General features: G+C 71.6%; 25 protein-coding genes. 8 read left to right on the forward strand and 17 right to left on the reverse strand.

Annotated elements, in window-relative coordinates; all coding sequences use genetic code 11:
• Positions 1 to 178: 178 nt before the first annotated feature.
• From ACFVT2_RS26985 to ACFVT2_RS26995, 3 genes are all read right to left on the reverse strand, one after another.
• A complete protein-coding gene (locus ACFVT2_RS26985; protein ID WP_390022013.1) occupies positions 179 to 763 on the reverse strand; it encodes a GNAT family N-acetyltransferase in 585 nt (194 codons plus the stop codon).
• Positions 764 to 824: 61 nt separating this feature from the next.
• On the reverse strand, positions 825 to 1019 hold the full coding sequence (locus ACFVT2_RS26990) for an antitoxin (protein WP_390022014.1): 195 nt from the start codon (positions 1017 to 1019) through the stop codon (positions 825 to 827).
• A gap of 62 nt (positions 1020 to 1081) precedes the next feature.
• The gene (locus tag ACFVT2_RS26995; protein ID WP_390022015.1) at positions 1082 to 2107 is read right to left on the reverse strand and encodes an alpha/beta hydrolase; all 1026 of its coding nucleotides are present in this window, start codon (positions 2105 to 2107) and stop codon (positions 1082 to 1084) included.
• 153 nt (positions 2108 to 2260) lie between these two features.
• On the opposite strand from ACFVT2_RS26995, the gene ACFVT2_RS27000 reads away from it, so the two are divergent.
• The gene (locus tag ACFVT2_RS27000) at positions 2261 to 2554 is read left to right on the forward strand and encodes a hypothetical protein (protein WP_390022017.1); all 294 of its coding nucleotides are present in this window, start codon (positions 2261 to 2263) and stop codon (positions 2552 to 2554) included.
• A 35-nt stretch (positions 2555 to 2589) separates the two neighbouring features.
• Here the strand turns inward: ACFVT2_RS27000 and ACFVT2_RS27005 are convergent, their stop codons facing one another.
• The 6 genes from ACFVT2_RS27005 to ACFVT2_RS27030 form a co-directional block, all read right to left on the reverse strand.
• Positions 2590 to 5691 carry an alpha-mannosidase gene (locus ACFVT2_RS27005; protein ID WP_390022018.1) on the reverse strand — a complete coding sequence of 1034 codons (3102 nt, stop codon included), beginning with the start codon at positions 5689 to 5691 and terminating at the stop codon, positions 2590 to 2592.
• A gap of 53 nt (positions 5692 to 5744) precedes the next feature.
• Entirely contained in the window at positions 5745 to 5918 is a 174-nt protein-coding gene (locus ACFVT2_RS27010; RefSeq protein ID WP_390022019.1) for a hypothetical protein, read from the reverse strand.
• Positions 5919 to 6012: 94 nt separating this feature from the next.
• On the reverse strand, positions 6013 to 7284 hold the full coding sequence (locus ACFVT2_RS27015; RefSeq protein WP_390022021.1) for a glycosyl hydrolase: 1272 nt from the start codon (positions 7282 to 7284) through the stop codon (positions 6013 to 6015).
• A 30-nt stretch (positions 7285 to 7314) separates the two neighbouring features.
• The gene (locus ACFVT2_RS27020) at positions 7315 to 8166 is read right to left on the reverse strand and encodes a carbohydrate ABC transporter permease (protein WP_390022023.1); all 852 of its coding nucleotides are present in this window, start codon (positions 8164 to 8166) and stop codon (positions 7315 to 7317) included.
• Complete coding sequence (locus tag ACFVT2_RS27025) at positions 8163 to 9092, reverse strand: carbohydrate ABC transporter permease (protein ID WP_390022025.1); 930 nt, start codon at positions 9090 to 9092, stop codon at positions 8163 to 8165. Before ACFVT2_RS27025 ends, ACFVT2_RS27020 begins: the two co-directional genes overlap by 4 nt.
• Before the next feature lie 7 nt (positions 9093 to 9099).
• Positions 9100 to 10395, reverse strand: a complete 1296-nt coding sequence (locus ACFVT2_RS27030) for an ABC transporter substrate-binding protein (RefSeq protein WP_390022027.1) — start codon at positions 10393 to 10395, stop codon at positions 9100 to 9102.
• 273 nt (positions 10396 to 10668) lie between these two features.
• Here ACFVT2_RS27030 and ACFVT2_RS27035 point away from each other — a divergent pair, with 273 nt between their 5' ends.
• The 5 genes from ACFVT2_RS27035 (at position 10669) to ACFVT2_RS27055 (ending at position 16225) form a co-directional block, all read left to right on the forward strand.
• The gene (locus ACFVT2_RS27035) at positions 10669 to 11766 is read left to right on the forward strand and encodes a LacI family DNA-binding transcriptional regulator (RefSeq protein ID WP_390022029.1); all 1098 of its coding nucleotides are present in this window, start codon (positions 10669 to 10671) and stop codon (positions 11764 to 11766) included.
• A gap of 186 nt (positions 11767 to 11952) precedes the next feature.
• Entirely contained in the window at positions 11953 to 12990 is a 1038-nt protein-coding gene (locus ACFVT2_RS27040; protein ID WP_390022030.1) for an alpha/beta hydrolase, read from the forward strand.
• Entirely contained in the window at positions 12983 to 14200 is a 1218-nt protein-coding gene (locus ACFVT2_RS27045) for an acyltransferase (RefSeq protein WP_390022031.1), read from the forward strand. Before ACFVT2_RS27040 ends, ACFVT2_RS27045 begins: the two co-directional genes overlap by 8 nt.
• Before the next feature lie 25 nt (positions 14201 to 14225).
• Complete coding sequence (locus ACFVT2_RS27050) at positions 14226 to 15542, forward strand: sensor histidine kinase (protein WP_390022125.1); 1317 nt, start codon at positions 14226 to 14228, stop codon at positions 15540 to 15542.
• The gene (locus ACFVT2_RS27055; protein WP_390022032.1) at positions 15539 to 16225 is read left to right on the forward strand and encodes a response regulator; all 687 of its coding nucleotides are present in this window, start codon (positions 15539 to 15541) and stop codon (positions 16223 to 16225) included. Before ACFVT2_RS27050 ends, ACFVT2_RS27055 begins: the two co-directional genes overlap by 4 nt.
• Before the next feature lie 39 nt (positions 16226 to 16264).
• On the opposite strand, the gene ACFVT2_RS27060 is transcribed toward ACFVT2_RS27055, so the two are convergent.
• The 3 genes from ACFVT2_RS27060 to ACFVT2_RS27070 all read right to left on the reverse strand — a co-directional run bounded on the left by ACFVT2_RS27060 (position 16265) and on the right by ACFVT2_RS27070 (position 18769).
• Positions 16265 to 16717, reverse strand: coding sequence for a spore-associated protein A (locus ACFVT2_RS27060; RefSeq protein WP_390022033.1), 453 nt, complete (start codon positions 16715 to 16717; stop codon positions 16265 to 16267).
• A 198-nt stretch (positions 16718 to 16915) separates the two neighbouring features.
• Positions 16916 to 17794 carry a lysozyme gene (locus ACFVT2_RS27065; protein ID WP_390022035.1) on the reverse strand — a complete coding sequence of 293 codons (879 nt, stop codon included), beginning with the start codon at positions 17792 to 17794 and terminating at the stop codon, positions 16916 to 16918.
• Positions 17795 to 18109: 315 nt separating this feature from the next.
• Positions 18110 to 18769 (reverse strand): transglycosylase SLT domain-containing protein, encoded by a 660-nt coding sequence (locus ACFVT2_RS27070; RefSeq protein ID WP_390022036.1) that lies wholly within the window; start codon positions 18767 to 18769, stop codon positions 18110 to 18112.
• Between the two features lie 554 nt (positions 18770 to 19323).
• On the opposite strand from ACFVT2_RS27070, the gene ACFVT2_RS27075 reads away from it, so the two are divergent.
• On the forward strand, positions 19324 to 19554 hold the full coding sequence (locus ACFVT2_RS27075; RefSeq protein ID WP_390022037.1) for a hypothetical protein: 231 nt from the start codon (positions 19324 to 19326) through the stop codon (positions 19552 to 19554).
• A 131-nt stretch (positions 19555 to 19685) separates the two neighbouring features.
• Here ACFVT2_RS27075 and ACFVT2_RS27080 read toward each other — a convergent pair whose 3' ends face one another.
• The 5 genes from ACFVT2_RS27080 to ACFVT2_RS27100 form a co-directional block, all read right to left on the reverse strand.
• A complete protein-coding gene (locus ACFVT2_RS27080) occupies positions 19686 to 20384 on the reverse strand; it encodes a transglycosylase SLT domain-containing protein (RefSeq protein ID WP_390022126.1) in 699 nt (232 codons plus the stop codon).
• A 437-nt stretch (positions 20385 to 20821) separates the two neighbouring features.
• On the reverse strand, positions 20822 to 21715 hold the full coding sequence (locus tag ACFVT2_RS27085; protein ID WP_390022039.1) for an alpha/beta fold hydrolase: 894 nt from the start codon (positions 21713 to 21715) through the stop codon (positions 20822 to 20824).
• Between the two features lie 77 nt (positions 21716 to 21792).
• Complete coding sequence (locus ACFVT2_RS27090; protein WP_390022041.1) at positions 21793 to 23034, reverse strand: beta-ketoacyl-[acyl-carrier-protein] synthase family protein; 1242 nt, start codon at positions 23032 to 23034, stop codon at positions 21793 to 21795.
• On the reverse strand, positions 23031 to 23264 hold the full coding sequence (locus ACFVT2_RS27095) for an acyl carrier protein (RefSeq protein WP_390022042.1): 234 nt from the start codon (positions 23262 to 23264) through the stop codon (positions 23031 to 23033). Before ACFVT2_RS27095 ends, ACFVT2_RS27090 begins: the two co-directional genes overlap by 4 nt.
• 297 nt (positions 23265 to 23561) lie before the next feature.
• Positions 23562 to 24014, reverse strand: a complete 453-nt coding sequence (locus ACFVT2_RS27100; protein WP_390022044.1) for a MarR family winged helix-turn-helix transcriptional regulator — start codon at positions 24012 to 24014, stop codon at positions 23562 to 23564.
• A gap of 164 nt (positions 24015 to 24178) precedes the next feature.
• On the opposite strand from ACFVT2_RS27100, the gene ACFVT2_RS27105 reads away from it, so the two are divergent.
• Positions 24179 to 24589: an organic hydroperoxide resistance protein gene (locus ACFVT2_RS27105; protein WP_390022045.1), complete on the forward strand. Its 411-nt coding sequence runs from the start codon at positions 24179 to 24181 to the stop codon at positions 24587 to 24589.
• Positions 24590 to 24692: the final 103 nt, after the last annotated feature.

The raw sequence follows: 24692 nt of genomic DNA on the forward strand, positions 1-24692 counted from the left end.
AACACAGACACAGACACGGGCACACCAACAACAGCTGACTGACTCACCCCAGCTGGCCCCCCCCCCCCCCCCCCCCCCCCCCCACCACCCCCCCCCCCCCCCCCACGCCGGGCGCCGCCCCCCCACCCCCCGGTGGGGGGGGGGGCCGCCGCCGTACGACGCGACCCGCATACGGGTGCTACGGGTGGCGATCGTTGAGGATCTTCTGGAACAGCCGGTGGTCCCGCCAGGCGCCGTTGATGTGCAGGTACTTCTCCGCGGTGCCGTACGGGGTGAAGCCGCAGCCGGTCAGGACCCGCTGCGAGGCGGTGTTGTCCACCAGCGTCCCGGCCTCCACCCGGTGCAGGCCCAGCTCCCGGTCGGCCGCCTCGCACACCGCCCGCAGTGCGGCGGCGGCCAGCCCGCGGCGCAGATGGCCGGCGTCGATCCAGTAGCCGACGCTGGCGCTGCGCAGCGGGCCGTAGGTGATCTGGGACAGGGTGATCGCGCCGACCACGTCCGGCTCCCCGGACTCCTCGGATCCGCCGTCCGCCTCGCGGACCAGGACCCAGGGCATCACCCGTCCGGCGTCCCGCTCCGCCAACTGCTCCCGCAGCCGATCCGCCTGACCGGCGGGGGTGTAGTACCCGTCCGCGCGGTGCGGCTCGGTGTGCCGGAGGTGGTCGAGGCTGCGCAGGTAGGCCCGGGAGAATCCGGCGGCGTCCGCCAGCTCGGCGGGGCGCATCAGGACGTCAGGGGTGAGCCGGGCGGACGTGGTGATCATCCGTTCAGCCTAATCCCGGGCCCCGTCCCTGTCCCGGGGCGAGCGCGGAATTACTGCGGCGTCACTGCGGCGGCCGGTCCGTGTCCCGGTCCGTCCCGCCCATTTGCTCCTTGAGCTTGTCCTGCGCGGTGTCGACCTGGCTCTGGTACTTCCCCTGGGTCCGTTCGTCGACGTAGTCACCGGCCTTGTCGATGCCCTTACCCGCCTGGTCTTCGTGGCCCTTGAGCAGTTCCTTGAGCTTGTCCAGCACAGACATGGATCGCCCTCCTCAACATGGCCCCCTCGACACCAGCATCTCCCCCGAACGGACGATCTGCATCAGGAGCCGCTGGGAATCGGGGCCTTCAGCTGGTCGCTGATGAATTTCATGGAGCTCTCCGCCATGCCCTTCTGGTAATCCCAGGCATTGTGTCGGCCACCGGGAATCATCTGGAGCGCGGTGTGGATCGGACCCTTGCTGTACTTCTCCCGGAACCGGCGGATGGGATTGACCACCGCGGCGCCTTCCTTGCTGCCGGCCTGGAATGCGAGATAGACGTCCGGTCCGCCCTTTTTCAGCAGGCCCGTCGCGAGCTTTTCCGGGTTGTTGGCGTCCTTCTCCTTCTGGTGGCCGGCCCACATCGGGGAATCCGGCACGATGTCCGGGCCGCTGGCTATCGCCGCCTTGAACTTCTCCGGATGCTTCAGCACCGACTTCACACCCGCGAAACCGCCCGAGGACGACCCCATGAAAGCCCAGCCATCCCGGGACTGGAAGGTACGGAAATTGGCCTTGACCAGATCGACGACGTCATCGGTCAGCCAGGTCCCCATCTTCTGCTGACCGGGTATGTCGCTGCCGTCGTGATAGCGGGTGTCCGGATTGAGCATCGGCATCACCACGACGAACGGCAGGCTCTTGCCCTCCGCGGTCCACTGCGTGAGGTTCTCCTGGAGCTTTATGTCGCCGCCGACCCAGTAATTGGTCACCCCGTCCTTGTCCTTCGGGCTGCCCAGGCCGCCCGGCAGGGCTATCAGCACCGGAAATCCGCTCTTGGCGTATTTGGGATCCTGGTATTCCTTCGGGGCCCACACCCAGACGCTGCCGGTGACCCCGGACTTCGCGCCCTTCAGCGTGGTCCGGGCTATGTGCGTGCCGTCGTCCAAGGTGCGGGTGATCCGGAACTCGCTCTTCGGGCCGGTGGGCATGCGGGTGTCCTGGTCCACCGGCTTGACCGGGGTGGACGCGCTCCCCGGCGCGCCCGCGTTGAAGTCGACCGGCTTGCCGTTCTCCGAGCAGCCGGCGAGCAGGGCGCAGGACGCGACGAGGACGGCCGTGAGCGCGCGGGCGTAAGGGTGTTTCAACGGTGACTCCGCTACTGGTCGATCACATGCGAGTGACCATGACGATCAAGTGCAAGTGACCATAAAGAGGGAATTCGACCGCGGATGGTTCCGTCCTGCGCCCATCGGCCCGTTCGACGGGCAGTCCGACCCGGTCCGGCCGAGAATGCAGCGGTGACCGATGAACAGCGCAGTGCCGATGACACCGCCTCCCGTGCCGTGCCCGGTGCGCACGAGCGACGGCTCGCCAGGAGGGCGCTGGCCGGCCGTGCTCGGGACGCGGAGGACCTGTCGTTGCTGATGGACATGCTCGGGCTGGATCCCCGCCGGGATCCCGGCGGGGAGGCCGCGCCCGGACCCGGTCCGCGGCGCGGGGGCCGCGGGCGCGGCGCCGGCCGGGACCGGCGGCAGGCGGCCCGTCGGGACACCTGCCGGGATGCCCGCACACCGTCCGCCGACCCGGGCTGAGCCGCCCCGCCCTGGCCCCGGCCCCGGCCGCCCGGTCAGCCGGCCGGGTGCGCTCCCGCCGCCCGGCGTAGCCGCAGCGTCACGATCTGGAACGGCCGCAGCGCCATCCGCACCGTGTCGCCCTGCCGCTCCAGGGCCGGACCGTCCTCGGCGGGGCGCTCCAGCAGGTCGGTGATGACCGCCCCAGCCAGTGCGAAACCGCAGGTCAGGGCGGCCCGGGCGCGTCCGCCGCGGGCCTCGTGCAGCCGCACCACCACATCGCCGCTGTGGTCGTCGGCCAGCTTGACCGCGGTGACCACCACCGCGTCGTCGTCCACCGCGATCAGCGGCGGCACCGCAACGGACCCGGTCACCGCCCGCTCCGGCAGATTGATCCGGTGTCCCTCGCGCACCGCGTCCCCGAGGGTCGCGCCCGGCACCAGCGCGTACCGGAAGCGGTGGATGCCCTGATCCGTCTCCGGGTCGGGGAAGCGCGGGGCGCGCAGCAGGGACAGGCGGACGGTCGTGGTGGTGCCCCGCTCACCCTCGGGCCCGCCCTCCCGCACGGTACGGGTGACGTCGTGCCCGTACGTCGCGTCGTTCACCAGCGCCACGCCCCAGTCCGGCTCCCCGGCGTGCACGAACCGGTGCGCACACGCCTCGAACTTCGCCGCCTCCCAACTGGTGTTGGTGTGTGTCGGCCGGTACAGGTGCCCGAACTGGGTCTCCGCCGCGTACCGCTCGGCGTGCAGGTCCAGTGGGAACGCGGCCTTGAGGAACTTCTCGGTCTCGTGCCAGTCCACCTCGGTGTCGATGTCCAGCCGCCGCTGCCCGCGCGCCAGCGTCAGGGTCTGGACCACCCGTGAGCCGCCGAACCGCCGCACCACGCGGACCGTCGCGGCCTCCGGCGCCGCCTCGGCGAGCACGACCTCGTCCGCGTCGGTCAGATCGGTGACCACCTCGCGGTAGAAGGCGTCCACGTCCCAGGCATCCCACATGTTGGGGAAGTCCGGATGGATCTGGAGCAGGTTCGCCGCCGCGCCCGGGGCCACGGTCTCCCGCCCGGCGGCGGTGTCGTACGCGGAGACGACCAGGCCGCGGCCGTCGATCTCGATCCGGAGCAGGTCGTGCCGGAGGACGAATCCTCCGCCGGGGCGCGGCCCGGCGGTCACCGGGTCGCCCACCGTCGCCGGTGGGGCCACCGCGCCCGCCGCCACCCCGGCCCGGGCGTGCGGCGCGGAGTTCGCCACCAGTCGCCGGTCGCCGCCGCCGGTCAGCGCCGCCAGCGCGGCGCCGATCAGCTCCTCCAGTTCGGCGGCGACCGCGGCGTAGGTCCGCTCCGCCTCGCGGTGCACCCAGGCGATGGAGGAGCCGGGCAGGATGTCGTGGAACTGGTGCAGCAGGACCGTCTTCCAGATCCGGTCCAACTCCGCGTAGGGGTAAGGGAATCCCGTGGTGACGGCGGCGGTCGCCGACCACAGTTCGGCCTCCCGCAGCAGGTGTTCGCTGCGGCGGTTGCCGCGTTTGGTGCGGGCCTGGCTGGTGAGTGTCCCGCGGTGCAGTTCGAGGTAGAGCTCACCCACCCACACCGGGGCGTCGGGATACTCGGCCTGGGCCCGGGCGAAGAAGTCGGCGGGCTTCTCCCACCGCACCACCGGCGAGCCGTCCAGGTTCCGCAGCCGGCGGGCCTTGGCGATCATCTCGCGGGTGGTGCCCCCGCCGCCGTCGCCCCAGCCGGTCGGCGCCAGGGAGTGCCGGGCGGTGCCCTTCTCCTTGAAGTTCCGTGCCGCGTGGGCGAGTTCGGCGCCGGACAGCTGGCAGTTGTAGGTGTCCACCGGCGGGAAGTGGGTGAAGATCCGGGTGCCGTCGATGCCCTCCCAGCGGAAGGTGTGGTGCGGGAAGGAGTTCACCTGGCTCCAGGAGATCTTCTGCGTCAGCAGCCACTTCGCCCCGGCCGCCCTGATGATCTGCGGCAGGCCCGCCGCGAAGCCGAAGGTGTCGGGCAGCCACGCCTCGTCGTTCTCGACCCCGAACTCCTCCAGGAAGAACCGCTTGCCGTACACGAACTGACGGGCCATCGCCTCCGAGCCGGGCATGTTGGTGTCCGACTCCACCCACATCCCGCCCGCCGGGACGAACCGGCCCGCCGCGACGGCCTCCTTGACCTTCGCGTAGACCTCGGGCCGGTGCTCCTTGATCCAGGCGTACTGCTGCGCCTGCGACATGGTGTAGACGAACTCCGGCTCGTCGGCCAACAGCGCCGTCATGTTCGCCGTCGTCCGGGCCACCTTGCGGACCGTCTCGCGCAGCGGCCACAGCCACGCCGAGTCGATGTGCGCGTGCCCCACCGCACTGATCCGGTGCGCGGACGCCGCCGCCGGCGCCGCCAGCACCCCGCTCAGATGCCGCCGCGCCGCCGCGGCCGTCCCGTTCACCGCCTGGAGGTCGACCGCGTCCAGCGCCCGCCCCACCGCCCGCAGCACCTCCCAGCGCCGCGGGCTGTCCACCGGCAGCTCCACCATCAGTTCACCCAGCACCTCCAGGTCCTGGACCAGTTCCCACACCTCGGTGTCGAACACCGCCAGGTCCATCCGGCCCAGCCGGTACTGCGGCTCACTGCCCGCGGTCTCCGGGTCGCCCAATGCCGTCGGTTGGAACGGAGGGACGTCGAGGATGACCGGGTTGGACGCGGCCTCCAGGTGCCACTCGACCCGCTCACCGCCCCGCACCGGCGCCCCCATCCGCACCCACTGGTTCCGCGGGTTGAGGCCCTTCACCGGCGTCCCGTCCGGCAGGTACACCAGCGCCTCGCACTGGAACCCCGGCATCCGCTCGTCGAACCCCAGGTCCAGCACCGCCTCCACGGTGCGTCCCGCCCACGCCGCCGGCACCGTGCCGCGCACCCGGAACCACGTCGTCGCCCACGGCGCGCCCCAGGCATCCCCCACCGCGACCGGGGTGTGTGCGGCGGCCAGCCCCTCGGCCACCGGCACCGTTCCCCACGCTTTCGACTCCGCTCGAACAGGGGAGTCCCCCATGCCCGGCGCGACCCAGGCCGCCACCTCCAGCGGCACCGACTCCGGGTACAGGGCGGGCCGGATGCGTTCGTTGAGGACCCGCTTGAGACGGGCTTCGACCAGCGCGCGATCGTCATGCATGGCTTACGGCTCCAGAGATCGGGGAGACGGGGTGCGGGGACGGCTGACCGGGGTCACCATGGGTGCCGGACGGTGGCCGGTGCGGAGGGGGTGAACAGTTCGTCGACGGCGGGGTCGCGGCCGGTCGGCGCGATGGCGTTCCAGTCCACCGGGGTGTCCCGGTCCGCCGACTCCACATCGACACCGGCTCGCAACTCCCGGTGGTTGCAGCCCAGTTGATCCGCCAAGCGCCCCGGGTCCGCGAGCGTGCGCGCGGTCCACTGGAAGTCCGGGAACATCGTGTCGGCGACCGGCCCGGCCCCCGGCGGCGGGGGAGTGCGGTCATCGCTGCAGCACCTCCTGGGGCCTGCACACCTCAGTGATCCCACGGGACGTCAAATGTGCTGTATCGGATGCGAGTTGGGCCAGAACCACGGTCGGACGGGCGCCTTGTCCGGCCAGTTCCGCCCAGGCTTCGAAGACCGGGCCGCCGGGCGCGCACACCGACCGGTGGGGCGCCTCGTCGGCGTCACCGGCGTCGACGACCAGCGCGGTGGACCGCACCGGCGGCCGGTGCGGACGGTCCCGCCAGTGCGCCGCCAGCTCGGCGAAGGCCCGCCCCACCGGCTTGACCGTACGGTCCTCGGTGAGCAGGCCCAGCCCGTACTCCAACTCCGGGAAGTCCGCGAGCGACCGCGGGACGTCGTGCGCACACCACCAGGTGACGCCCCAGAGGTCCGGGCAGTCCGCGGCGTTGGTGACGGTCGCCGTGGTGAAGCGGGCCGCGCGGTCCGCGGGGATGTGCGGGGCGGGGGCGCCGACCTCCTGGAGCCACACCGGACGGTGCGGGTCCGGTGCCCACGCCTTGGAGAGTTCGATGAGGTACGCGGCGTGCTGCTCGGTGGCGACGCCGGTCGGCCCGTGCCGCTGCGCGGTCCCGTTGAACACCCAGGAGTGCACCGCCGTCATCGCGCCGAACCGGGCGGCGTGCGCGGGGGTGAAGGGATGGCCGTCCTGGTACCAGGCGGCGTCGTACGCGGCGTGCAGATGCGCCCGGCCCGGCGCGCCCCGCTCGCAGGCGGCCAGCATCCGGGTGAGCCAGGCCGCCGCCTGCGCGCCGGTGATGCGGTCCGGATCGGGGTGCGGATCGTCCGAGAACTGGTTGACCTCGTTGCCGAGGGTCATCCCCAGGAAGCCGGGCCGGTCGGCGAGCGCTGCGGCCAGGGTCCGCAGGTACTCCTCCTGGCCGGCGAGCACTTCCGGGTCGGTGAAGAGGTTGCGGCGGTGCCACGTCTGCGTCCAGGAGGGCAGGAAGTCGAAACTGGACAGATGGCCCTGGAGGCCGTCCACCGCCACGTCCAGCCCGCGCTCGGCCGCCGCGTCGGCCAGCTGCACCAGGTGTTCGACGGCGCGCGGCCGGATCAGGGTGCGGTTGGGCTGGAACAGCGGCCACAGGGGGAAGACCCGGACGTGGTCCAGGCCGAGCGCGGCCAGCGCGTCCAGGTCCGCGCGCACCGCGTCCAGGTCGAAGTCCAACCAGTGGTGGAACCACCCCTGACTGGGCGTGTAGTTGACGCCGAAGCGGATCCGGCGCGGCTCGTGGGGTACCGGCATGAGTGGTCCCGTCCCTCCGGGTGTGTGGGATCAGCCCTTGACGGCGCCCTCACCGACGCCGCGGAAGAAATAACGCTGGAGACAGGCGAACATCACGATCAGCGGGAGGACGGCGATCACCGAGCCGGCCGCCACCAGCCGTTGGTTGTCCGCGAAGGTGCCGTGCAGGTAGTTCAGGCCGACGGTCAGGGTGAACTTCGACTGGTCGCTCAGCACGATCAGCGGCCACAGGAAGTCGTCCCAGGCCCCCATGAACGCGAAGACCGCGACCACCGCCAGGGTGCCCTTGACCGACGGCAGCGCGATCCGGACGAACCGCTGCCAGGCGTTGGCGCCGTCCACGAACGCCGCCTCCTCGACCTCGTACGGCAGTGCAGCGAAGGCGTTCCGCATCAGCAGCACGTTCATCGCGCCGATGCAGGCGGGCAGTACCACCCCGAGCAGGGTGTTGTTCAGCTGGAGCTGACGCATCGTCAAAAACTGGGCGATCATGATGCTTTCGACCGGGACCAGCATCGCCATGATGAAGACCACCACGGCGACCCGCCGACCGCGGAACCGCAGCCGGGCCAGTGCGTACCCGGCCAGCGCCGCGCCCGCGCAGTTGGTCAGCACGTTGGCGACGGCGACCTTGACGGAGTTCAGCGCGAAGTCCCAGACCGGGACCACCTGCGCCACCGCGGCGTAGTTGGCGAGGGTCGGATGGTGCGGCACCAGGCTCGGCGGATAACGGTAGATGTCCTCGCCCGGGCCCTTGAGGGACGTCGAGAGCTGCCACAGGAACGGCCCGACGGTCAGCGCCAGTACCGCGAACAGCAGCAGGTAGCGGACCAGCAGCGGCCCGCCGGCCCACCGTCGCCCGCGCCGGTCCGGCCCCGTCATCGGTCCTCCCCGCGATCGGCGCGCAACACCAGCAGCATCAGCCCGAGCGTCAGCACGAACACCACCACCGACAGCGCCGAGGCATAGCCGACCCGTCCGCTGAGGCCGGTGCCGGCCTGTTGGACCAGCATCACCAGCGTGGTGTCCTCCCCGCCCGGGCCGCCGGTCGCCCCGGCCATCAGATAGACCTCGGAGAACACCTTGAAGGCGTTGACCGCGGAGAGCGCGGCCACCAGCACCATCGTGGAGCGCACCGCCGGCACCGTGACGGTCCGGAAGCGCCGCACCGGGCCGGCCCCGTCGACCGCGCACGCCTCGTGCAGTTCCCGGGGCACCTGGGCCAGCGCCGCCAAATAAACGATCATGTAGTAGCCGAGGCCCTTCCAGACCGTCACCGCCATCGCGCTGAGCAGCAACAGCCACGGATCGCTGAGGAAGCCGGCCCGCCCGAACCCCAGGACCTCCAGCAGCGCGTTGATCAGCCCCCGGTCGTCCAGCAACCACACCCAGATCAACCCGACCACCACCACCGAGGCGACCACCGGGAGGTAGAACGCGGCCCGGAAGAAGGCGATCCCGGGCACGCTCCGCCGAACGAGCAGGGCCAGCAGCAACGGCAGCACCACCAGCGGCGGCACGACGCCCAGGACGTACAGCAGGCTGTTGCGCAGCCCCGTCCAGAACATCGGATCGTGCAGCATCTCCTGGTAATTGGCGCCACCGGTGAACCGCCCGACCGTCAGCGTCCGGGCATCGGTGAAGGAATGCGCCACCGTGCTCAGGAACGGATAGAGACTGAATCCGCCGACGATCAACAGCCCGGGCGCGAGGAACAGCCAGGGGCTGGCCGGCAGATGCGTACGGACTCCCCGAACGCGGCCCGGGCCCCGTATCGCACCAGCCGGCGCGGACTTCCGCACTCCCATCCCGACCTCAGCCGGTCTTCAGCAGACGATTGCACTCCGCCACCGCGGAATCCAGCGCCGCCTTCGGCGTCTGCTTACCCTGAAGGGCCCGGGCCACGGAATTGCGCAGCACCGTCTTCATCTGGTCACTGAGCAACACCGGGGTGTAATTCACCGCGGTCTTCAGGGATTTCGCCGCCGCCACCCGCACCCGTGTGGCGTCCGTACCGTCCTCCTTGGTGAAATACGGATCGTCCAGCGCACCCTTCGTGCTGGGGAAGACCGTGACCTGTTTCGCGAACGCCATTTGATTCTGCTGGTCCGTCACGAAGTGCGCGAAGGCCACCGCCGCGGGTTTGACCTTGCTCTGTGCGTTCACCATCAGGCCCTGCACGTACATGTTGGCCTTACCGGTGTTGTTGACCGCGTCGGTGATGCCGATGTTCTGGTACAGGCCCGGCGCGTCCCGTTTGAAGTTCTCCAGATCCAGCGCACTGCCCGGATTCATCGCCACCGACTGCTGCTCGAACTTCCGCCCCGCGGACTCGGCCACGGCGGTGAGCGCCTGCGCATCCAGCGCCCCGGCCGCGTACAGCTCCTGGTAGTGCGTGAGCAGCTGCACGCCCTTGGGCTCGTTGAAGGTGAACGCGGTGCCTCGGGCGTCCATCAGCCGCACGCCGTAGCGGCCGAAGTCCTCGATCGACGGCGTACTGGCCAGCATCGCGATCTTCCGGTCGCTGTTCCGCGCCATGGTGAGCGCATCGGCGAACAGCCGGTCGTAGGTGGTCGGCGGCTTCGCCGGGTCCAGCCCGGCCTTGCGGAACAAGTCCTTGTTGTAGAACATCGGGCCGGTGTTGAGGTACCACGGAAAGGCGTAGACGCCCGACATCCCCGGCATCTCATGGCTCTTCCAGGCCCCGTCCAGATACTCGGCCCGGTATTTCCCGGCCGCCTTGCCGATGTTGAGCGCCAACCCGGCCTTCGCCAGCGGATAGGCGAGGTCCGGCGACACATTGACCACATCGGGCAGGGTGCCGGCGGCCGCATCCGCACTCAGCTTCTGCGGATACCCCTCGGCCGGCTGGTCGATCCACTTCACCTCGGTGCCCGGGTACTTCTTCTCGAACTCCGCGATGACCCCGTCGAAATACTTCTGGAAACGCGCCTTCAGATTCCAGGTCTGGAAGGTGACCTGTCCCTCCACCTTCCCCGCGGCACTGTCGGAATCCCCGCCACCGTCCGGCGCACCGCAGCCGGACAGTAAAAGCACCGAGGTGGCGAGGACCGCGAGGGCGGCAGGTGTCCGACGGGAATGACGATGCATGGCCGGCTCCTTGGCTGAAGTGCTCTGAAGTGCTCGGACCAGAAATCTGTCGAAGGCCGTCGCGGCGCGGGGAACCGGTTCCGTACCACGGTTTCCAGGCTCCCGGATCGCGACGCGGCAGACGCTACTAATGCGATTTAGTAGGTGTCAACACCCCGGTACCACACGATTGTTGAGGCGGTTCGATCGAGCCGCCCCCGCATTTGTTTGACAGGCCCGGCCGCCCTGATCAGACTGTCGGCACTCATGCGGTACGGCCCGGAGGAGCCCGCGATGACAGCGCCCGGTGAGGCCGCCCGCCGCAAGCCGGCGCGCCGCCCGACCATCAAGGACATCGCCCGGCGCGCCGGAGTCTCCGAGAGCGCGGTGTCCTTCGCCCTCAACGACCGGCCCGGCGTCTCCGCGAACACCCGCGCCCGGATCCGCCGGGTGGCCGACGAGTTGGGCTGGCAGGCCAACAGCGCCGCCCGCGCCCTCTCCGGCGAACACTCCGGCTGCCTGGGCCTGGTGCTGGCCCGCCCGGCCCGCACCCTGGGCGTGGAGTCCTTCTTCCTCCAACTCGTCTCCGGCATCCAGGAGGTGCTCTCCGCCCGGCGCACCGCCCTGCTCTTCCAGGTCGTCGAGGACCTCGACACCGAGTGCGCCCTCTACCGCCGCTGGTGGGCCGAACGCCGGGTGGACGGCGTCCTCGTCGTCGACCCCCGCACCGACGACCCCCGGCCCGCGCTCCTGGCCGCCCTCGGCCTCCCCGCCGTCGCCATCGGCGGCCCCGCCGCCCCGGAACCCCCCGGACCGCCCCCGCCGCCCACCGCGCCGCTCCTCTCCACCGTCTGGGCCGACGACGCCAAGGCCATGGCCCGGGTCCTCGACCACCTGCACGACCTCGGCCACCGCCGCATCGTGCACGTCGCCGGCCTGCCCGGCCTCGCCCACACCGCCCGCCGGATCCACTCCCTGCGCACCGAAGCCGCCCGGCGCGGCCTCGACGCGCGGCAGGTCCGCTCGGTCACCACCGACTACTCCGACACCGAGGGCGCCGAGGCCACCCGCCGCCTCCTCGACGCGGCCGAACCGCCCACCGCGATCATCTACGACAACGACGTGATGGCGGTCGCCGGCGCCTCGGTCGCCGCCGGCCGCGGTATCCCCGTACCGGGCCGGCTCTCCGTCGTCGCCTGGGACGACTCCGCGCTGTGCCGCGTCGCCCACCCCCCGCTCACCGCACTGGTCCGCGACACCGCAGGCTTCGGCCGGCTCGCCGCCGCCGAACTCCTCGCCCTCCTCGACGGCGGCCAGCCCCGCACCGTCGAGGGCGAACTCCCGCACCTGGAACCCCGGGAGAGCACCGGCCCACCACCCCACAACGGCTGACGGACCGCCACCACCGCCGCGGCGCCCCACCGTCGCCGGTCCACGAGCGGACCCCGCCCCCTACCCGTAGTACCTGAGGACTACCCGCGAGAGGCGCTCTCTGGCGGGACGCCGATCACCCCTCGCGCTCCATAGCTTCGGTGCCGGAACCACCCCAGAAATTCCGGTACGGAAGGACCTCCCTCCATGGCGCCCCGCCCGCGCAGAAGCCGCCTGACCCGCACCCTGCTCGCCGTGTTGGTCACCGCCTCGGTGGCCGTCCCGGTATCGGGCGCGGCCCGCCCCGCCGCGGTCCCCGCACCGGCCCCCACCACCCTCGGCCCGCTGCGCGACACCACCCCCGCCACCCTGGCCCACCGGTACGCCACCACCCGCGCCGACATCCGGGCGGCCGAGCGCACCGCCGACGCCCACGGCGACCACCGGCGGGCCACCGCCCTGCACGCCCTGGCCGCCCCCGCCCGGCACTTCCTCACCTTCGACGGCCGCGACGGCGGCCGCAGCACCGAGGTCTACGGTGACCTCGCCCGCGCCGACCGGATCGCCGTCCTGGTCCCCGGCGCGGACACCAGCTTCGACACCTACCAGCGCTTCCGCGCCGGCGCCCAGGCCCTCCAACAGCAACTCGGCCGGCAACCCGGCATCCACCCCGCCGTCATCGCCTGGCTCGGCTACCCCACCCCCGCCACCGTCAGCCCCGCCGCGCTCACCACCACCCGCGCCGACGACGCCGCACCTCAACTACGCGCGTTCGTCAAGGAGTTGAGGCATTCCAGACCCGCCTCCCGGATCACGCTGCTCTGCCACTCCTACGGGTCCGTGGTCTGCGGCCGGGCCGCCCCCGGCCTCCCCGCCACCGACCTCGTCCTCTACGGCAGCCCCGGCGCCGGCGCCGACACCGCCGCGGACCTGCACACCCGGGCCACCGTCTGGGCCGGCCGCGGCGCCGACGACTGGATCGCCGACGTCCCGCACGCCCAACTCCCCCTCCCCACCACCACCCTCGGCTTCGGCACCGACCCGGTCTCCCCGCGGTTCGGCGCCCGGATCTTCCCCGCCGGCGACGGCGGCCACAGCGACTACCTCAAGCCCGGCACGCCGTCCCTCGCGAACCTCGCCCGGATCGCCGCCGGCCGCCCCCCGACCGCCGCCCCCGACACGACCGCCGCTCCTGACGCGACCGCCGCCCCGCAGCGCACCACCGGTGAGGCCCACCGTGCCTGACACCCCACGCGCCGCCGCGGCCGCCCTCGTCCACCGCATCCAGGCCGCCACCCCGCCCGACCGGGACCGCGCCACCGACGCCCTGCGCGCCTTCGCCATCCTCGGCGTGGTCCTCGGCCACTGGCTGGTCACCGCCCTGATCACCGACAGCGGCACCCTGCACGGCGCCAGCCCGCTCCAACGCATGCCCCAACTCGCCCCAATAACCTGGCTGTTCCAGACCCTCGCGGTGTTCTTCCTGGTCGGCGGCGAGGTCGCCGCCCGCAGCCACACCACGGCCCGCGCCCGCGGCACCACCTACCGGCACTGGCTGCACGCCCGGCTCGGCCGACTGTTCCGCCCGGTCGCCGCGGTCCTCGCGGTCTGGACCGTCGCCACCGCCGTGATGCTCGCCGCCGGCGTCGGCCTGGACACCGTCCACACCCTGGTCAAACTGGTGCTGTCGCCGTTGTGGTTCCTGCTGGTCTTCGCCGCCCTCACCGCCGCCACCCCACTGACCGCCCGCCTGCACCCCCTCTGGCCGTGCGCCGTCGTCGTCCTCGTCGACGTCCTCCGCTTCGGCCTCGACGCCCCCGGCTGGCTCGGCTGGCTCAACCTCCCCGCCGGCTGGCTCGTCCCGTACTGCCTCGGCGCGGCCCGGGCCCGCGGCGCCGCACACCGCCGTTCGACCGGCTGGGCGCTGCTGCTCGGCGGCGCCACGGCCACCGCCGGACTGGTCCTGTTCGCCGGCTACCCCGCGTCCATGGTCGGCGTCCCCGGCGCCGCGATCTCCAACCTCAACCCGCCCACCCTGGCCGCCGTCACCTTCGGCCTCGCCCAGTGCGGAGCCGCCCTGCTGCTCCGCGACCCGCTCAACCGGGCACTGCGCCGCCCCGCCGCCTGGGCCGCGGTGGCCCTGCTGAACCTCTCCGCGATGACCGTCTTCCTCTGGCACCAGACCGCGATGCTGGCCGTCACCGCCACCGGCTGGTTCCTCGCCGGCCCGCTGCCCGGCCTGCACACCCTCCCCGACGGCCCCGCCTGGATCCTCGCCCGACTCGCCTGGCTGCCGGTCTTCGCGGCCGCGCTGCTGCTGTGCTGGGCCGCGTTCGCCGCGTACGAGCACCGCCGGCCGGGCACCCGCCGCCGGGGCGGACCGGATGCGGACGGACCCGACCGGGTCGTCCGCGAAGGGAGCCCCGCCCGTCAGGCGGTGGTACCCCGTGCCTAAGGTGCATCCCGTGAAGAGGGGGATCATGGCCGGTCGGCTGACGACGGCACTACGAGCGATGCCACGCCACCTGCGCGAGGACCTGTGGACCGGCGCGACCGAGGAACCGCTGCCGGTCGGCGGCCGGCGCCCCGGCTGGCTCGATTGGCGGCCGGCGATCATCGTCCCGCTGGTGGTGTTCGGGGTCGTCCTGCTCGCCGGCAACGCCAACACCTATGCGTTCCAGTACGGGATGAGCATGGTGATCGCCCTCCCCGTCTCCGGGATCCAGGCCGCGGCGCCGATCCTCGCCCTCTACCGCCCGGTCCTGGCCTGGTGGGCGTCGACCGCGGCGCTGCTGGTGGTCGGGTACCAGGCCGGGTCCGTGTTCCACCCGTTCGCCGACCTGCCCTGGCAGCGCACCGGGCTGGCGACCCAGGCCATCGTGCTGTTCCTCGCCGCGCTGCGGGTCCGGCCCCGGGCCACCGCCGAGATGCTGGTACTCGGCATCCTGGCCGGCGCCTTCGCCAACGCGCTGGTCTCCGACAGCTTCCGCGACGACCACCTGCCGGTCATCGTGCTCGCGGTCTGCGCCCTGGTCGGCGCCCTGCTCCGGGGCCGCCAGAAGGCCCGCACCGAACTGGTCGTCCAGGAGAAGCTCACCGCGGAGGAACGCGCCCGCCGCACGCTCCTGGAGGAGCGCAACCGGATCGCCCGCGAACTCCACGACGTGGTCGCCCACCACATGTCGGTGATCTCCATCCAGGCCCAGGTCGCCCCCCACCTGGCCGAGAACCCCTCCGACGAACTCAAGGAGAACCTCCGCGGCATCCGCCAGAACGCCGTCGAGGCCCTCACCGAACTCCGCCGGGTCCTCGGCGTCCTGCGCTCCGAGGACACCCGGCCGGAGAGCGTCCCGCACGCCCCGCAACCCACCCTCGACCGGCTCGAAGAACTCGTCGGCAACGTGCGCGGCGCCGGCGTCGCGGTCACCGTCGACACCTCCGGCACCCCGCGCCCGCTCTCGCCCGGCACCGAACTGTCGGCGTTCCGGATCGTCCAGGAGGCGCTCAGCAACGCGATGCGCCACGCGCCCGGCGCCGCCGTCCACGTCGCGCTCGGCTACCTCCCGGACCGGGTCACCCTCCGCGTCACCAACACCGCCCCCGACCGGCCAGCCCAGCCCTCCCCGGGTACCGGCCACGGCCTGCTCGGCATGCACGAACGCACCGCGATGCTCGGCGGCGAACTCGCCACCGGCCCCACCCCCGACGGCGGCTACGAGGTCACCGCGATCCTCCCCGCCCCCACTGCCCCCGCCACCCCCGACGCCCCCTCCGACGACGCCGAGGACACCCCATGACGACCGCCACCACCCGAGCCATCCGCGTCCTGATCGCGGACGACCAGATGATGGTCCGGCAGGGCTTCACGGTGCTGCTCAACGCCGAACCGGGCATCGAGGTCGTCGGCCAGGCGGTGGACGGCCACGACGCCATCACCAAGACCGCCGAACTCGCCCCGGACGTCGTCCTGATGGACATCCGGATGCCCGGACTCGGCGGCATCGACGCCACCCGCCGGATCACCGAACCGGCCGACGCCACCGTCAAGGTCCTCGTCCTGACCACCTTCGACCTCGACGAATACGTCTACGAGGCGCTGCGCGCCGGCGCCTCCGGCTTCCTCCTCAAGGACGCCTCGGCCGATGAACTCGCCCAGGCGGTACGGGTGGTGGCGGCCGGCGACGCCCTGCTGGCGCCCAGTATCACCAAGCGGCTGATCGCCGAGTTCTCCCGGATGTCCGGCGCCCCGCGCACCCCGCTCAAGGACCGGGTGACGGGGCTGACCGAACGCGAGACCGAGGTACTGTCGCTGATCGCCCAGGGCCTGTCGAACGCGGAGATCGCCGTGCGCCTGGTGGTGGCCGAGCAGACCGTGAAGACCCATGTGGGCCGCATCCTGGTCAAGCTGGGACTGCGTGACCGGACCCAGGCCGCCGTCTTCGCCTACGAGACGGGGCTGGTGCGGCCCACCGGGTACTGACCCCTCCCGCTACGGAACTCCCTTACCGGGAAGGCCCGTTCAGTGCCGGACCACGACCCCGGGCGCCAACCGCCCGCAGTTGGAGCCGGTGACACTGACCTTCACCGATTCGATGGCCCCGCCCCAGTCCACGCACCGCCCTTTCGCCGCGAGATAGACCGGGCCGGCATAGGTGGTGTATTTCCCGCTGTCGAATACCGGGGCGGAACTGTGGTCGGACGGCCCGAGTTCGGCGTGGACGAATACCGGCTTCCCGGGGCTGTTCCGGATCGTCACCACGCAGTTCTTTCCGGTCTTTGCGCTGTACGTGAGATAGACCGTGCCCTTTCCGCCGACCGGTACAGAATTCACGACTCCGTACCCGCTGCCGCAGGCGCCGTTGTACGCCGCACTGCGGACCGGCGCGGCCGATGCGGTGGTGGCCAGGCCCAGTGTGGCGATGCTCGCCACGGCCAGTGCCGCCGAACCGGTGAGGAGAGAGGAACGCTTCATGGAAAACCCCCGTCGGGTGGTGTCCGTCGCGTGGTCATGCACCGAATTGGTGCCGCACCGTGTTGGACGCCAGCCGGACGGGGATGGTTGTACGCGAAATTCCGCCAGTACGCATGTTCCTTTTAGCCTCGGTCTTCGCCTTCGCCTTCGCCTTCCCCTTGGCCTTGACCTTCGCTTCGTCTTCGCTTCTTCCTCGCCTCAGTCGTCGTCGTCCGCGCCGTAGGCCAGCACCTTCAGCCTGCTGTAGGGGCCGTTGAACCGGTTGTGGTCACCGACGGTGTGCCCCGAGGAGGTGTGCTGCCAGATGCTGTGGAACCGCCAACCGCCCGGCAGGGAACCGACGGAGGAGCCGTAGCGGGGGATCCACAGTGGGTTGCTCCGCCCGAACCGCCCGGAGTTGCCGGTGCACCGCTTCCACCAGTTGGCCGAGGTGTAGATCACCGCGTCCCGCCCGGTCTCCTCCCGGTAGGCGCGTACGAAGTCGGCGATCCAACTGACCATGCTGTCGTGGCTCTTCCCGTAGCAGGTCGCGCCGTAGGGGTTGTACTCCATGTCGAGCGCGCCCGGCAGCGTCCGGCCGTCCCGCGACCAGCCCCCGCCGTGGTGCGCGAAGTACCGCGCCTGCTTCGCGCCGCCGGAGTGGTCCGGCAGCGCGAAGTGGTACGCGCCGTGGATCATGCCGGCGTTGTACGAGCCCCGGTACTGCTCGATGAAGTACGGGTTCTTGTAGCTGGTCCCCTCGGTGGCCTTGACGTACGCGAACCGCACCCCCATGTGCCGCAGCTTCCCCCAGCCGACCTTGCCGTTGTGGCTGGAGACGTCGACCCCGGCCACGGACTTCCGGGTCCAGGCGCCGCGTGGTTCCGAGCCGCTGGACTGCTCGACGCCCTCGTGCGCGGCGATGGTCGAGCCCATCCAGTCCTGCTCGGGATGGGCGGGTGTCTTCGCGACGTCCGGCGTCGCGAGGGCGGTGCCGGGCAGCGTGAGGGGCAGTGCGAGCACGGTGACGAGTGAGACGAGGGAGCCGGCCGCAAAGGGGACCGTACGCCGGGCCGGTGCGGATCTGCGCAAGGGCATCGCGTGCCTCCGAAGGACTTCGGTTGAGTCAGTTTCGGCAGCATTTGAGCAGAATCCTGCCGATGAAAGACTTATACGCTGAAATGCTCGGCTCTATGGCTCGATGGGCCGGGGGTCCGCCGTCCGGCCGGGCCATCTCACCCGTCCGGCGGCGCCCACGTTTCCTCCGCCCGGCGGTCGTGGCACGAGAGGAGCGGGCCCCGGCAGTGCCGGGACCCGCTCTCCGCTCAGCGGCGAACGCGCCATGTCACCGCTTCGCCAGTTCTCTCTGTCGACCCTGCCGGGCCGGATGTCTCATCCGTCGTCGACGGTGGCTCAGTACGCCGAGTCGACGTTGTCGATCGAGCCGTAGCGGTGGGCCGCGTAGTTGGCTGCGGCGGTGATGTTGGCCACCGGGTCGGTGAGCTTGTCGGCGGTGCCGGCGACGTGGAAGGTCTCGAAGGTGGGCTGGATCACCTGGAGCAGGCCCTTGGAGGGTATGCCGTTCTGAGCGTTGATGTCCCAGTCGTTGACGGCGTTGGGGTTGCCGCTGGACTCCCGCATGATGTTGCGGTGCAGGCCCTCGTAGCTGCCGGGGATGCCCTTGGACTTCATGATGTCCAGGGCCTGGTGGATCCAGCCGTCGAGGTTGTCGGTGTACTTCTTCGGCGCGGCCGGGCGGTCGGCGGAGCGGCTGGCGGCCTGCTCGGCGGTGTGGCCCTGCTTCGCGACCGCGGTGACCTTGATGTGGTCCGCGACGGAGGCGCTCACCGGGCGCTCGACCTTGGCGCCGTCGGCCTTGGCGGGCATCCCGTTGGCGCTCACCGGCTTGACCGCGGCGGGGGCGTGCGCGGCCGTGCTCACGGCGTTGCTCGGGGCCGCGGTGGCGGCCAGGCCCGTGGTGGCGCCGGCGGCGGCCAGAACGGCCACGGCAACCTTGTGGGTACGGGTGATACGGGCGATCCGGGCAGCGCGGGGCAGGGTGAAACTGGGCATACGGGGGTGACCTCTTCCAGGTGTTGGGGACGGGGAGGCGGCCATCGTTGGCGCGTTCGGACCGGAGACTCTTGGCCGCGTTCGCCCTTGGGGGCGGGAGGTGCGGCACGCTCTCGGTGCGACTGGATCCATGGTTAACGGCCGACCCCACGGGTGGCAATGCCCCCCTGTACTACCCTTCTTCGTGAGATAGGGCGTGATGTCCGAAATCGGCCGGTTTTAACCCCGTGTTCATGGGTCCGACCCGCTCCGGCGTCGACTAGGCCGGCTCGTACGTGACGTACGTCGCGTGCCCGGCGTCACCTGCCGGGGCCCTCGAAGGCCCCCGGGAAACCCCTTGCGAGTTGCCTGGGTCACACCCCGAATTCGCCATCGCCACCCCGCACTTCACGCCCTCGGGGCGCACCGGAAGCGGGCCGCGCCCCCTGGACCCGTCGATGCGGCGATGCGGCTGGTCCGTTCGTAGCAGCGCCCGGACTGTCGCAAGGCGCCGGGAGCGCGGGTCCCTGAGAGTGGGATCACGCACCACCACCACTCACCGTAGGGAAGTGCTCATGCTCCGTCGCACCACCGTCGTGCTCAGCGGCCTGCTCGCCGCCGGAATCCTCGCCACCGGGGTCGCCGCCGCCGCCCCCGCCGACCGCGACCAGGGCCGCCATCAGGGCCGCCATCAGGGCCGCCACGCGAACCACCTCACCCCCAAGGAGCGCGCCGGCCTCCGCTTCGCCGAGCACCTCCTGGATGTGCTCTTCGGCGGCCCGTCGCGCCATGCCCACAGCTACTGACGAAAACGCCAACGGCAATGGCCCTGCTCGCGAGTTGCGGGCAGGGCCATTGCCGTGCTGTTCGGGGCGCCTCAAGGGCGCGGGGTCCCGGCCGGGCGCTCCCTCGTGGAGTCCTGGCGCGGAAAGCCGCCTCAGTAAGCGGAGTTGACGTTGTCGATCGAGCCGTAGCGGTGGGCCGCGTAGTTGGCAGCGGCGGTGATGTTGGCCACCGGGTCGTAGAGGTTATGGGGCGTACCCGACACGTGGTACGTGTTGAACGTGGGCTGGATCACCTGGAGCAGGCCCTTGGAGGGTATGCCGTTGCGGGCGTTGATGTCCCAGTCGTTGATGGCGTGCGGGTTGCCGCTGGACTCCCGCATGATGTTGCGGTGCAGGCCCTCGTAGCTGCCGGGGATGCCCTTGGACTTCATGATGTCCAGGGACTCGCGGATCCAGCCGTCGAGGTTGTCGGTGTACTGCTTCGGCGCCGCGGCCTTGGGGGCGGCCTTCGGCGCCTCCTTGACGATCTCGGCGCGCTCCGCGGAACGGTCGGCGGCCTGCTGGGCGGCGTGGCCCTGCTTGTCGACCGCGGTGACCTTCAGGTGGTCCGCGACCGAGGCGGTGACCACATGGTCCTGCTCCGTGGCCGCCTTGTCCTTCGCCATGACCGGCAGGCCGTTGGCGCTGACCGGCTTCACCGTGGCGGACGCGTGCGCGGCCGGGGCCGCGGCGTTGCTCGGCGCCGCGGTCATCGCCAGGGCGGCTGCGCAGCTCGCGGAGGCCACCAGCGCCGCGGAGATCTTGTGCGTGCGGCTGAGGCGGGCGGTTCGGGGCAGGGAGAAGCGGGGCATGGGCATGCGGAGGTGACCTCTTCCAGGGCTTGGTGGCGGGGAGATGGCCATCGGTGGCGTCTCGGGGACCGAGGGTCGGTGCCGCGCTCGCCGCTCTGGCGGAGTCCGCAGGCTCGTTCTCGGTGTTACCGGAAACATGGTTAACGCCGGCCCGGGATGGTGGCAATGATGCCGTGTACTACCCATCTTCGTGCGTTCGGGCGAGATGTCCGTAATGAGGCCGGAAATCCCCGGCCCGCGCCGCACCCGGACTCGACTAGTCCGGGTCGTACGTGACGTACGTCGCGTGCCCCGCATCACCGCCTGGGGCCCTCAAGAGCCCCTCCCGACACGGCGGTTTGTTGCCTGGCTCACAGCCCGACGGGGCCGGCTCGCCGTCCCCGGCCCCGCCGCTGTGCGGTCACCCGGCTACGGCCCGTGGCCGCCCGGTCCGCTCCTCACGCCCGCACCGGATCGGCGACCGCGCCCGCACCCGCCGCGGCCGAGCGGCCCACCACCCCCAGCGGCCGGTCCGTGAAGAACCGGACCGCCAATTCCGCAACCTCCTCAGGACGTTCCAACACCACCCAGTGATCCGCGTCGGGAATGGCCAGGAAGTGGCTCCCCGCAATGGTCGCCGCGAAGTCCCGCTGCCGGGACGGCGCGGTCACCGTGTCGTGCTCACCGCTGAAGACCAACGTCGGGACGCCGGACAAGCCCCCCGCGAAGTCCGGCCGGTCGGTCAGCGCCCGGCGCAGCGAATCCACCGCATGCGGGGAGTGCAACGCCGCCTGCAGCATCGCCCGCCGCACATAGCGGTACGCCAGCTCCCGTCGGGCGACCGACCGGCTCTCGTCACGACACAGCAGCCCCTCGGCCACCATCGTGGCGAAGGTGTCGGTGTCCCCCTCCGCCAGGTGCCCCGCCGCCCGCCGCCAGTGCGCCACCTGCGCCTCGCTGATGTGCGCCGGCACCCCACCCATCACCAGCCGCGCGATCCGCTCGGGGAACCGCCGGGCGCACCCGAAGGCCAGGCCCGCCCCGTAGGAGAAGCCGAAGAGATTGATCCGCGGGACACCGAGATCGTCGATGATCCCCAGGATCGCCGCACACAGCACCTCGATGCTCGGCCCCGGCGGCAGCGGCTCCGCACCACCCATCCCGGGCAGGTCCGCGGTCACCACCTCCGCCACCGGCCCCAACCGGTCCTCCATCTGCGGCCAGCCGAACATCCCCTGCAACGCACCGCCCAGCACCAGGACGGGCTCGGTGCACCGCTCCGGCTGCCGCAGCACCCGGTACGCGTACGACACCCCGCGCACCGACAGGGAGCGGATCACTTCCTCGGACATGGCTGCTTCCTTCTCGGAGAGGCTCGATGAGGCCCGGAGCGCCCGGAGCGCGCCCGGACCCCGGCAGGACCGGCCGGTCAGCCGCGGGTCAGGACGAGCGCCGCATTGTGACCCCCGAAGCCCAGCGACGTTTTGACCGCGCAGTCGAACGCCGCCGGCCGGGCCGCGGCGCGCACCACGTCGATCGGGATCCGCGGGTCGGGCACCGTGAGGTTGGCGGTCGGCGGCACCAACTGCTGCTCCAGCGCCAGGACGGTCAACGCGGTCTCGATCCCGCCCGAGGCGCCCAGCGTGTGCCCGGTCATCCCCTTCGTCGACGTCACCAACGGATGCTCGCCGAGCACTCTCCGCAACATCACCGCCTCGATGTGGTCGTTCAGCACCGTCGAGGTGCCGTGCGCGTTCACATGCCCCACGTCGCCGGGTTGGACGTCGGCGTCCGTCAGCGCGGTGCGCAACGCCCGCTCGATGCCGAGGCCCTCAGGATCCGGCGCCACCGCCGCGTACGCATCGCTGGACGCCCCGTAGCCGGCGATCCGCGCACGGATCGGTGCCCGCCGGGCCAGGGCGTGTTCGGGCCGCTCCAGCACCAGCAGCCCCGAGCCCTCGCCGACGACGAAACCGTCCCGGTCCGCGTCGAAGGGGCGGCAGGCCGCGGTCGGGTCCTCCCGCCGGGTGGAGACCGCCTTCATCTGGCAGGCGCTGGCGATCAGCAGGCGGGAGAGCACCGACTCCGCACCGCCCGCGATGGCGATATCGCAGGCCCCGGCGCGCAGCAGCTGGTGCGCGGTGCCCACCGCGACGGTCCCGGAGGAGCACGCCGTCGCCACCCCCAGGCTGGGGCCGTGCGCCCCGAGGTCCATGCAGACGCTGCTCGCCGCACTGTTGATCACGGTCAGCGGCGCCAGCTTGGGGGAGACCCGTCGGGCGCCGTGCCCGGCCAGCGCCGCGCTCTGCTGGTCGTAGAACGGCAGCCCGCCGTGGGCGGAGCCGATCACCACCGCGACCCGGGCGCTGTCCCAGCTGCCCGGGTCCAGCCCCGCGTCGTCGACCGCCTCCCGGGCGGCGATCACCGCGAGCTGCGAGAAGCGGTCCATCAGCCGCTGAGTGGCCACCCCGAGCAGCGCGGCGGGGTCCAGATCTGCCGCCGTGTACATGAAGTCACAGGGTAGATCCATGAGTTCGGCCTGCTGGGACACGTTGCCGGGCACCACGTCATGGGTGACGGAGTGCCAGGTGGCCTTGGTCCCCACGCCCGCCGCGGTCACCAGGCCCAGTCCGGTCACGGCCGCGGTGAACGGCTTCTGGCGGGCCGTCACGCCGCGACTTTGCCGTCGATGGCCGCCACCAGCTGACCCACGGTGTCGCGCGAGGTGAGCGACACCTCTTCGAGATCGATGTCCAGCCGCTCCTCGATGAGCACCCGGAGCTCTTCCAGGGCCAGGGAGTCCAGTCGCAGGCTGCGCAGCGGGGTATCCGCCGTCACCTCACCGCGTGCGACCCCGAACCGCTCCTCCAGCAAGGTGTTGACAACTTCTGCCGCATTCACGTGGCGCTCCTCCGCTGTTCGTAGGCGATGCTGCCAACCGTGTCCTGGGCGGATATTTCGCCGGTGGCTCCGGCTGGTTTGGCGACCCTTTATACGCCTTTGTCCGGGGCGCTCCCCAACCTCGGTAGCTCAATGGGGTGATGGGCGCACCGGAGTGGGGGAGAGGTATCCGTCCAGGCGGCGCGCGCCACGAGGAACGGCTCGGTGTCTAACGCCGGAACGGGCTGCGGGGTACGGGTCGTACGCCGGCCGGTGTCGAGCAACCCCCGCGGGGCGCGCGCCGGCGGCAGTGTCCCCTCAGGACTCGTCGAGCGCGCTGGTGACCCGACCCAACAGGCCGCGCAGCGTCCGGAGTTCATCGACGGTGAGCCCGGTCGCGGCCAGCATCCGGCGCGGGACCGGCAGTGCCCGCTCCCGCAGCGCCTCGCCGGCCCCGGTGAGCCGGATGATCACTGACCGCTCGTCCTCGGGGCTGCGCTCCCGGTGCACCAGTCCCGCCGCCTCCAGGCGCTTGAGCAGCGGCGAGAGCGTGCCGGAGTCCAGCCGCAGCCGCTCGCCGATGCGCTTGACCGGCTCCGGGCCGTGCTCCCACAGCACCAGCATGACCAGGTACTGGGGGTAGGTCAGCCCCAATTCCTTCAGGGCCTCCCGGTAGACGCTCCCGAACGCCCGCGAGGCGGCGTGCAGCGAGAAGCAGACCTGGTGGTCGAGGCGGAGCAGTTCGGCATCGGAAACCGGGGGCGTGGTCATGGAGCCAGATTAACGCGCGGAGGTCTATTCAGTTGTGCACAATCAACTTGCGCACAACTCAATCACGTGCGACTGTTGTTTCCGGCCGGGCCGCACGGCCGGCCCGCCGCGGAACGCCGGGTCGAGCGCGACCCGCCCCCGTCCACCACGCGAAGGGACCCCTCATGGACGCCCTGTACACCGCCGCCGCCACCGCCAACGGTCGCGAGGGCCGGGCCGTCAGCTCCGACGGTCAGCTCGACCTCGCCCTGGCCATGCCCCCGGCCCTCGGCGGCGACGGCGCCGGCACCAACCCCGAGCAGCTCTTCGCCGCCGGGTACGCCGCCTGCTTCGCCAGCGCCATGGCCAACGTCGGTCGCCAGATGAAGCTGGACACCAAGGACGTCTCGGTCACCGCCGAGGTCTCGATCGGCAAGGACGCCACCGGCTTCGGCCTCGCCGTCGTCATGCGGGTCGAGCTCCCGGACGCGCTGGCGGGCGAGACCGGACGGCAGCTCGTCGAGGCGACGCACCAGTTCTGCCCCTACTCGAAGGCCACGCGCGGGAACATCGACGTCGAGCTCGTCATCGAGTAACGAGGCCGGGGCGGGGGCTGCGGGGCGCCGTCAACCGCCCCGCAGGGACAGGAGTAACGGCATCAAGCGGGAGCGGCGGAAGAGCCGGGAACAACTCGACGAT

Source organism: Streptomyces sp. NPDC058000, from assembly GCF_042886435.1.
Taxonomy (GTDB): Bacteria; Actinomycetota; Actinomycetes; order Streptomycetales; family Streptomycetaceae; genus Streptomyces.

Bases quoted from the DNA above. Each gene is read 5' to 3' on its own strand.
- ACFVT2_RS27065 (WP_390022035.1), bottom strand. From the start codon at position 17,794: ATGCCCTTGCGCAGATCCGCACCGGCCCGGCGTACGGTCCCCTTTGCG.
- ACFVT2_RS27085 (WP_390022039.1), bottom strand. From the start codon at position 21,715: ATGTCCGAGGAAGTGATCCGCTCCCTGTCGGTGCGCGGGGTGTCGTAC.
- ACFVT2_RS27070 (WP_390022036.1), bottom strand. From the start codon at position 18,769: ATGCCCAGTTTCACCCTGCCCCGCGCTGCCCGGATCGCCCGTATCACC.
- ACFVT2_RS27030 (WP_390022027.1), bottom strand. From the start codon at position 10,395: ATGCATCGTCATTCCCGTCGGACACCTGCCGCCCTCGCGGTCCTCGCC.
- ACFVT2_RS27020 (WP_390022023.1), bottom strand. From the start codon at position 8,166: ATGACGGGGCCGGACCGGCGCGGGCGACGGTGGGCCGGCGGGCCGCTG.
- ACFVT2_RS26990 (WP_390022014.1), bottom strand. From the start codon at position 1,019: ATGTCTGTGCTGGACAAGCTCAAGGAACTGCTCAAGGGCCACGAAGAC.
- ACFVT2_RS27055 (WP_390022032.1), top strand. From the start codon at position 15,539: ATGACGACCGCCACCACCCGAGCCATCCGCGTCCTGATCGCGGACGAC.
- ACFVT2_RS26985 (WP_390022013.1), bottom strand. From the start codon at position 763: ATGATCACCACGTCCGCCCGGCTCACCCCTGACGTCCTGATGCGCCCC.
- ACFVT2_RS27040 (WP_390022030.1), top strand. From the start codon at position 11,953: ATGGCGCCCCGCCCGCGCAGAAGCCGCCTGACCCGCACCCTGCTCGCC.
- ACFVT2_RS27015 (WP_390022021.1), bottom strand. From the start codon at position 7,284: ATGCCGGTACCCCACGAGCCGCGCCGGATCCGCTTCGGCGTCAACTAC.
- ACFVT2_RS27050 (WP_390022125.1), top strand. From the start codon at position 14,226: ATGGCCGGTCGGCTGACGACGGCACTACGAGCGATGCCACGCCACCTG.
- ACFVT2_RS27075 (WP_390022037.1), top strand. From the start codon at position 19,324: ATGCTCCGTCGCACCACCGTCGTGCTCAGCGGCCTGCTCGCCGCCGGA.
- ACFVT2_RS27105 (WP_390022045.1), top strand. From the start codon at position 24,179: ATGGACGCCCTGTACACCGCCGCCGCCACCGCCAACGGTCGCGAGGGC.
- ACFVT2_RS27080 (WP_390022126.1), bottom strand. From the start codon at position 20,384: ATGCCCCGCTTCTCCCTGCCCCGAACCGCCCGCCTCAGCCGCACGCAC.
- ACFVT2_RS27100 (WP_390022044.1), bottom strand. From the start codon at position 24,014: ATGACCACGCCCCCGGTTTCCGATGCCGAACTGCTCCGCCTCGACCAC.
- ACFVT2_RS27060 (WP_390022033.1), bottom strand. From the start codon at position 16,717: ATGAAGCGTTCCTCTCTCCTCACCGGTTCGGCGGCACTGGCCGTGGCG.
- ACFVT2_RS27035 (WP_390022029.1), top strand. From the start codon at position 10,669: ATGACAGCGCCCGGTGAGGCCGCCCGCCGCAAGCCGGCGCGCCGCCCG.
- ACFVT2_RS27005 (WP_390022018.1), bottom strand. From the start codon at position 5,691: ATGCATGACGATCGCGCGCTGGTCGAAGCCCGTCTCAAGCGGGTCCTC.
- ACFVT2_RS27025 (WP_390022025.1), bottom strand. From the start codon at position 9,092: ATGGGAGTGCGGAAGTCCGCGCCGGCTGGTGCGATACGGGGCCCGGGC.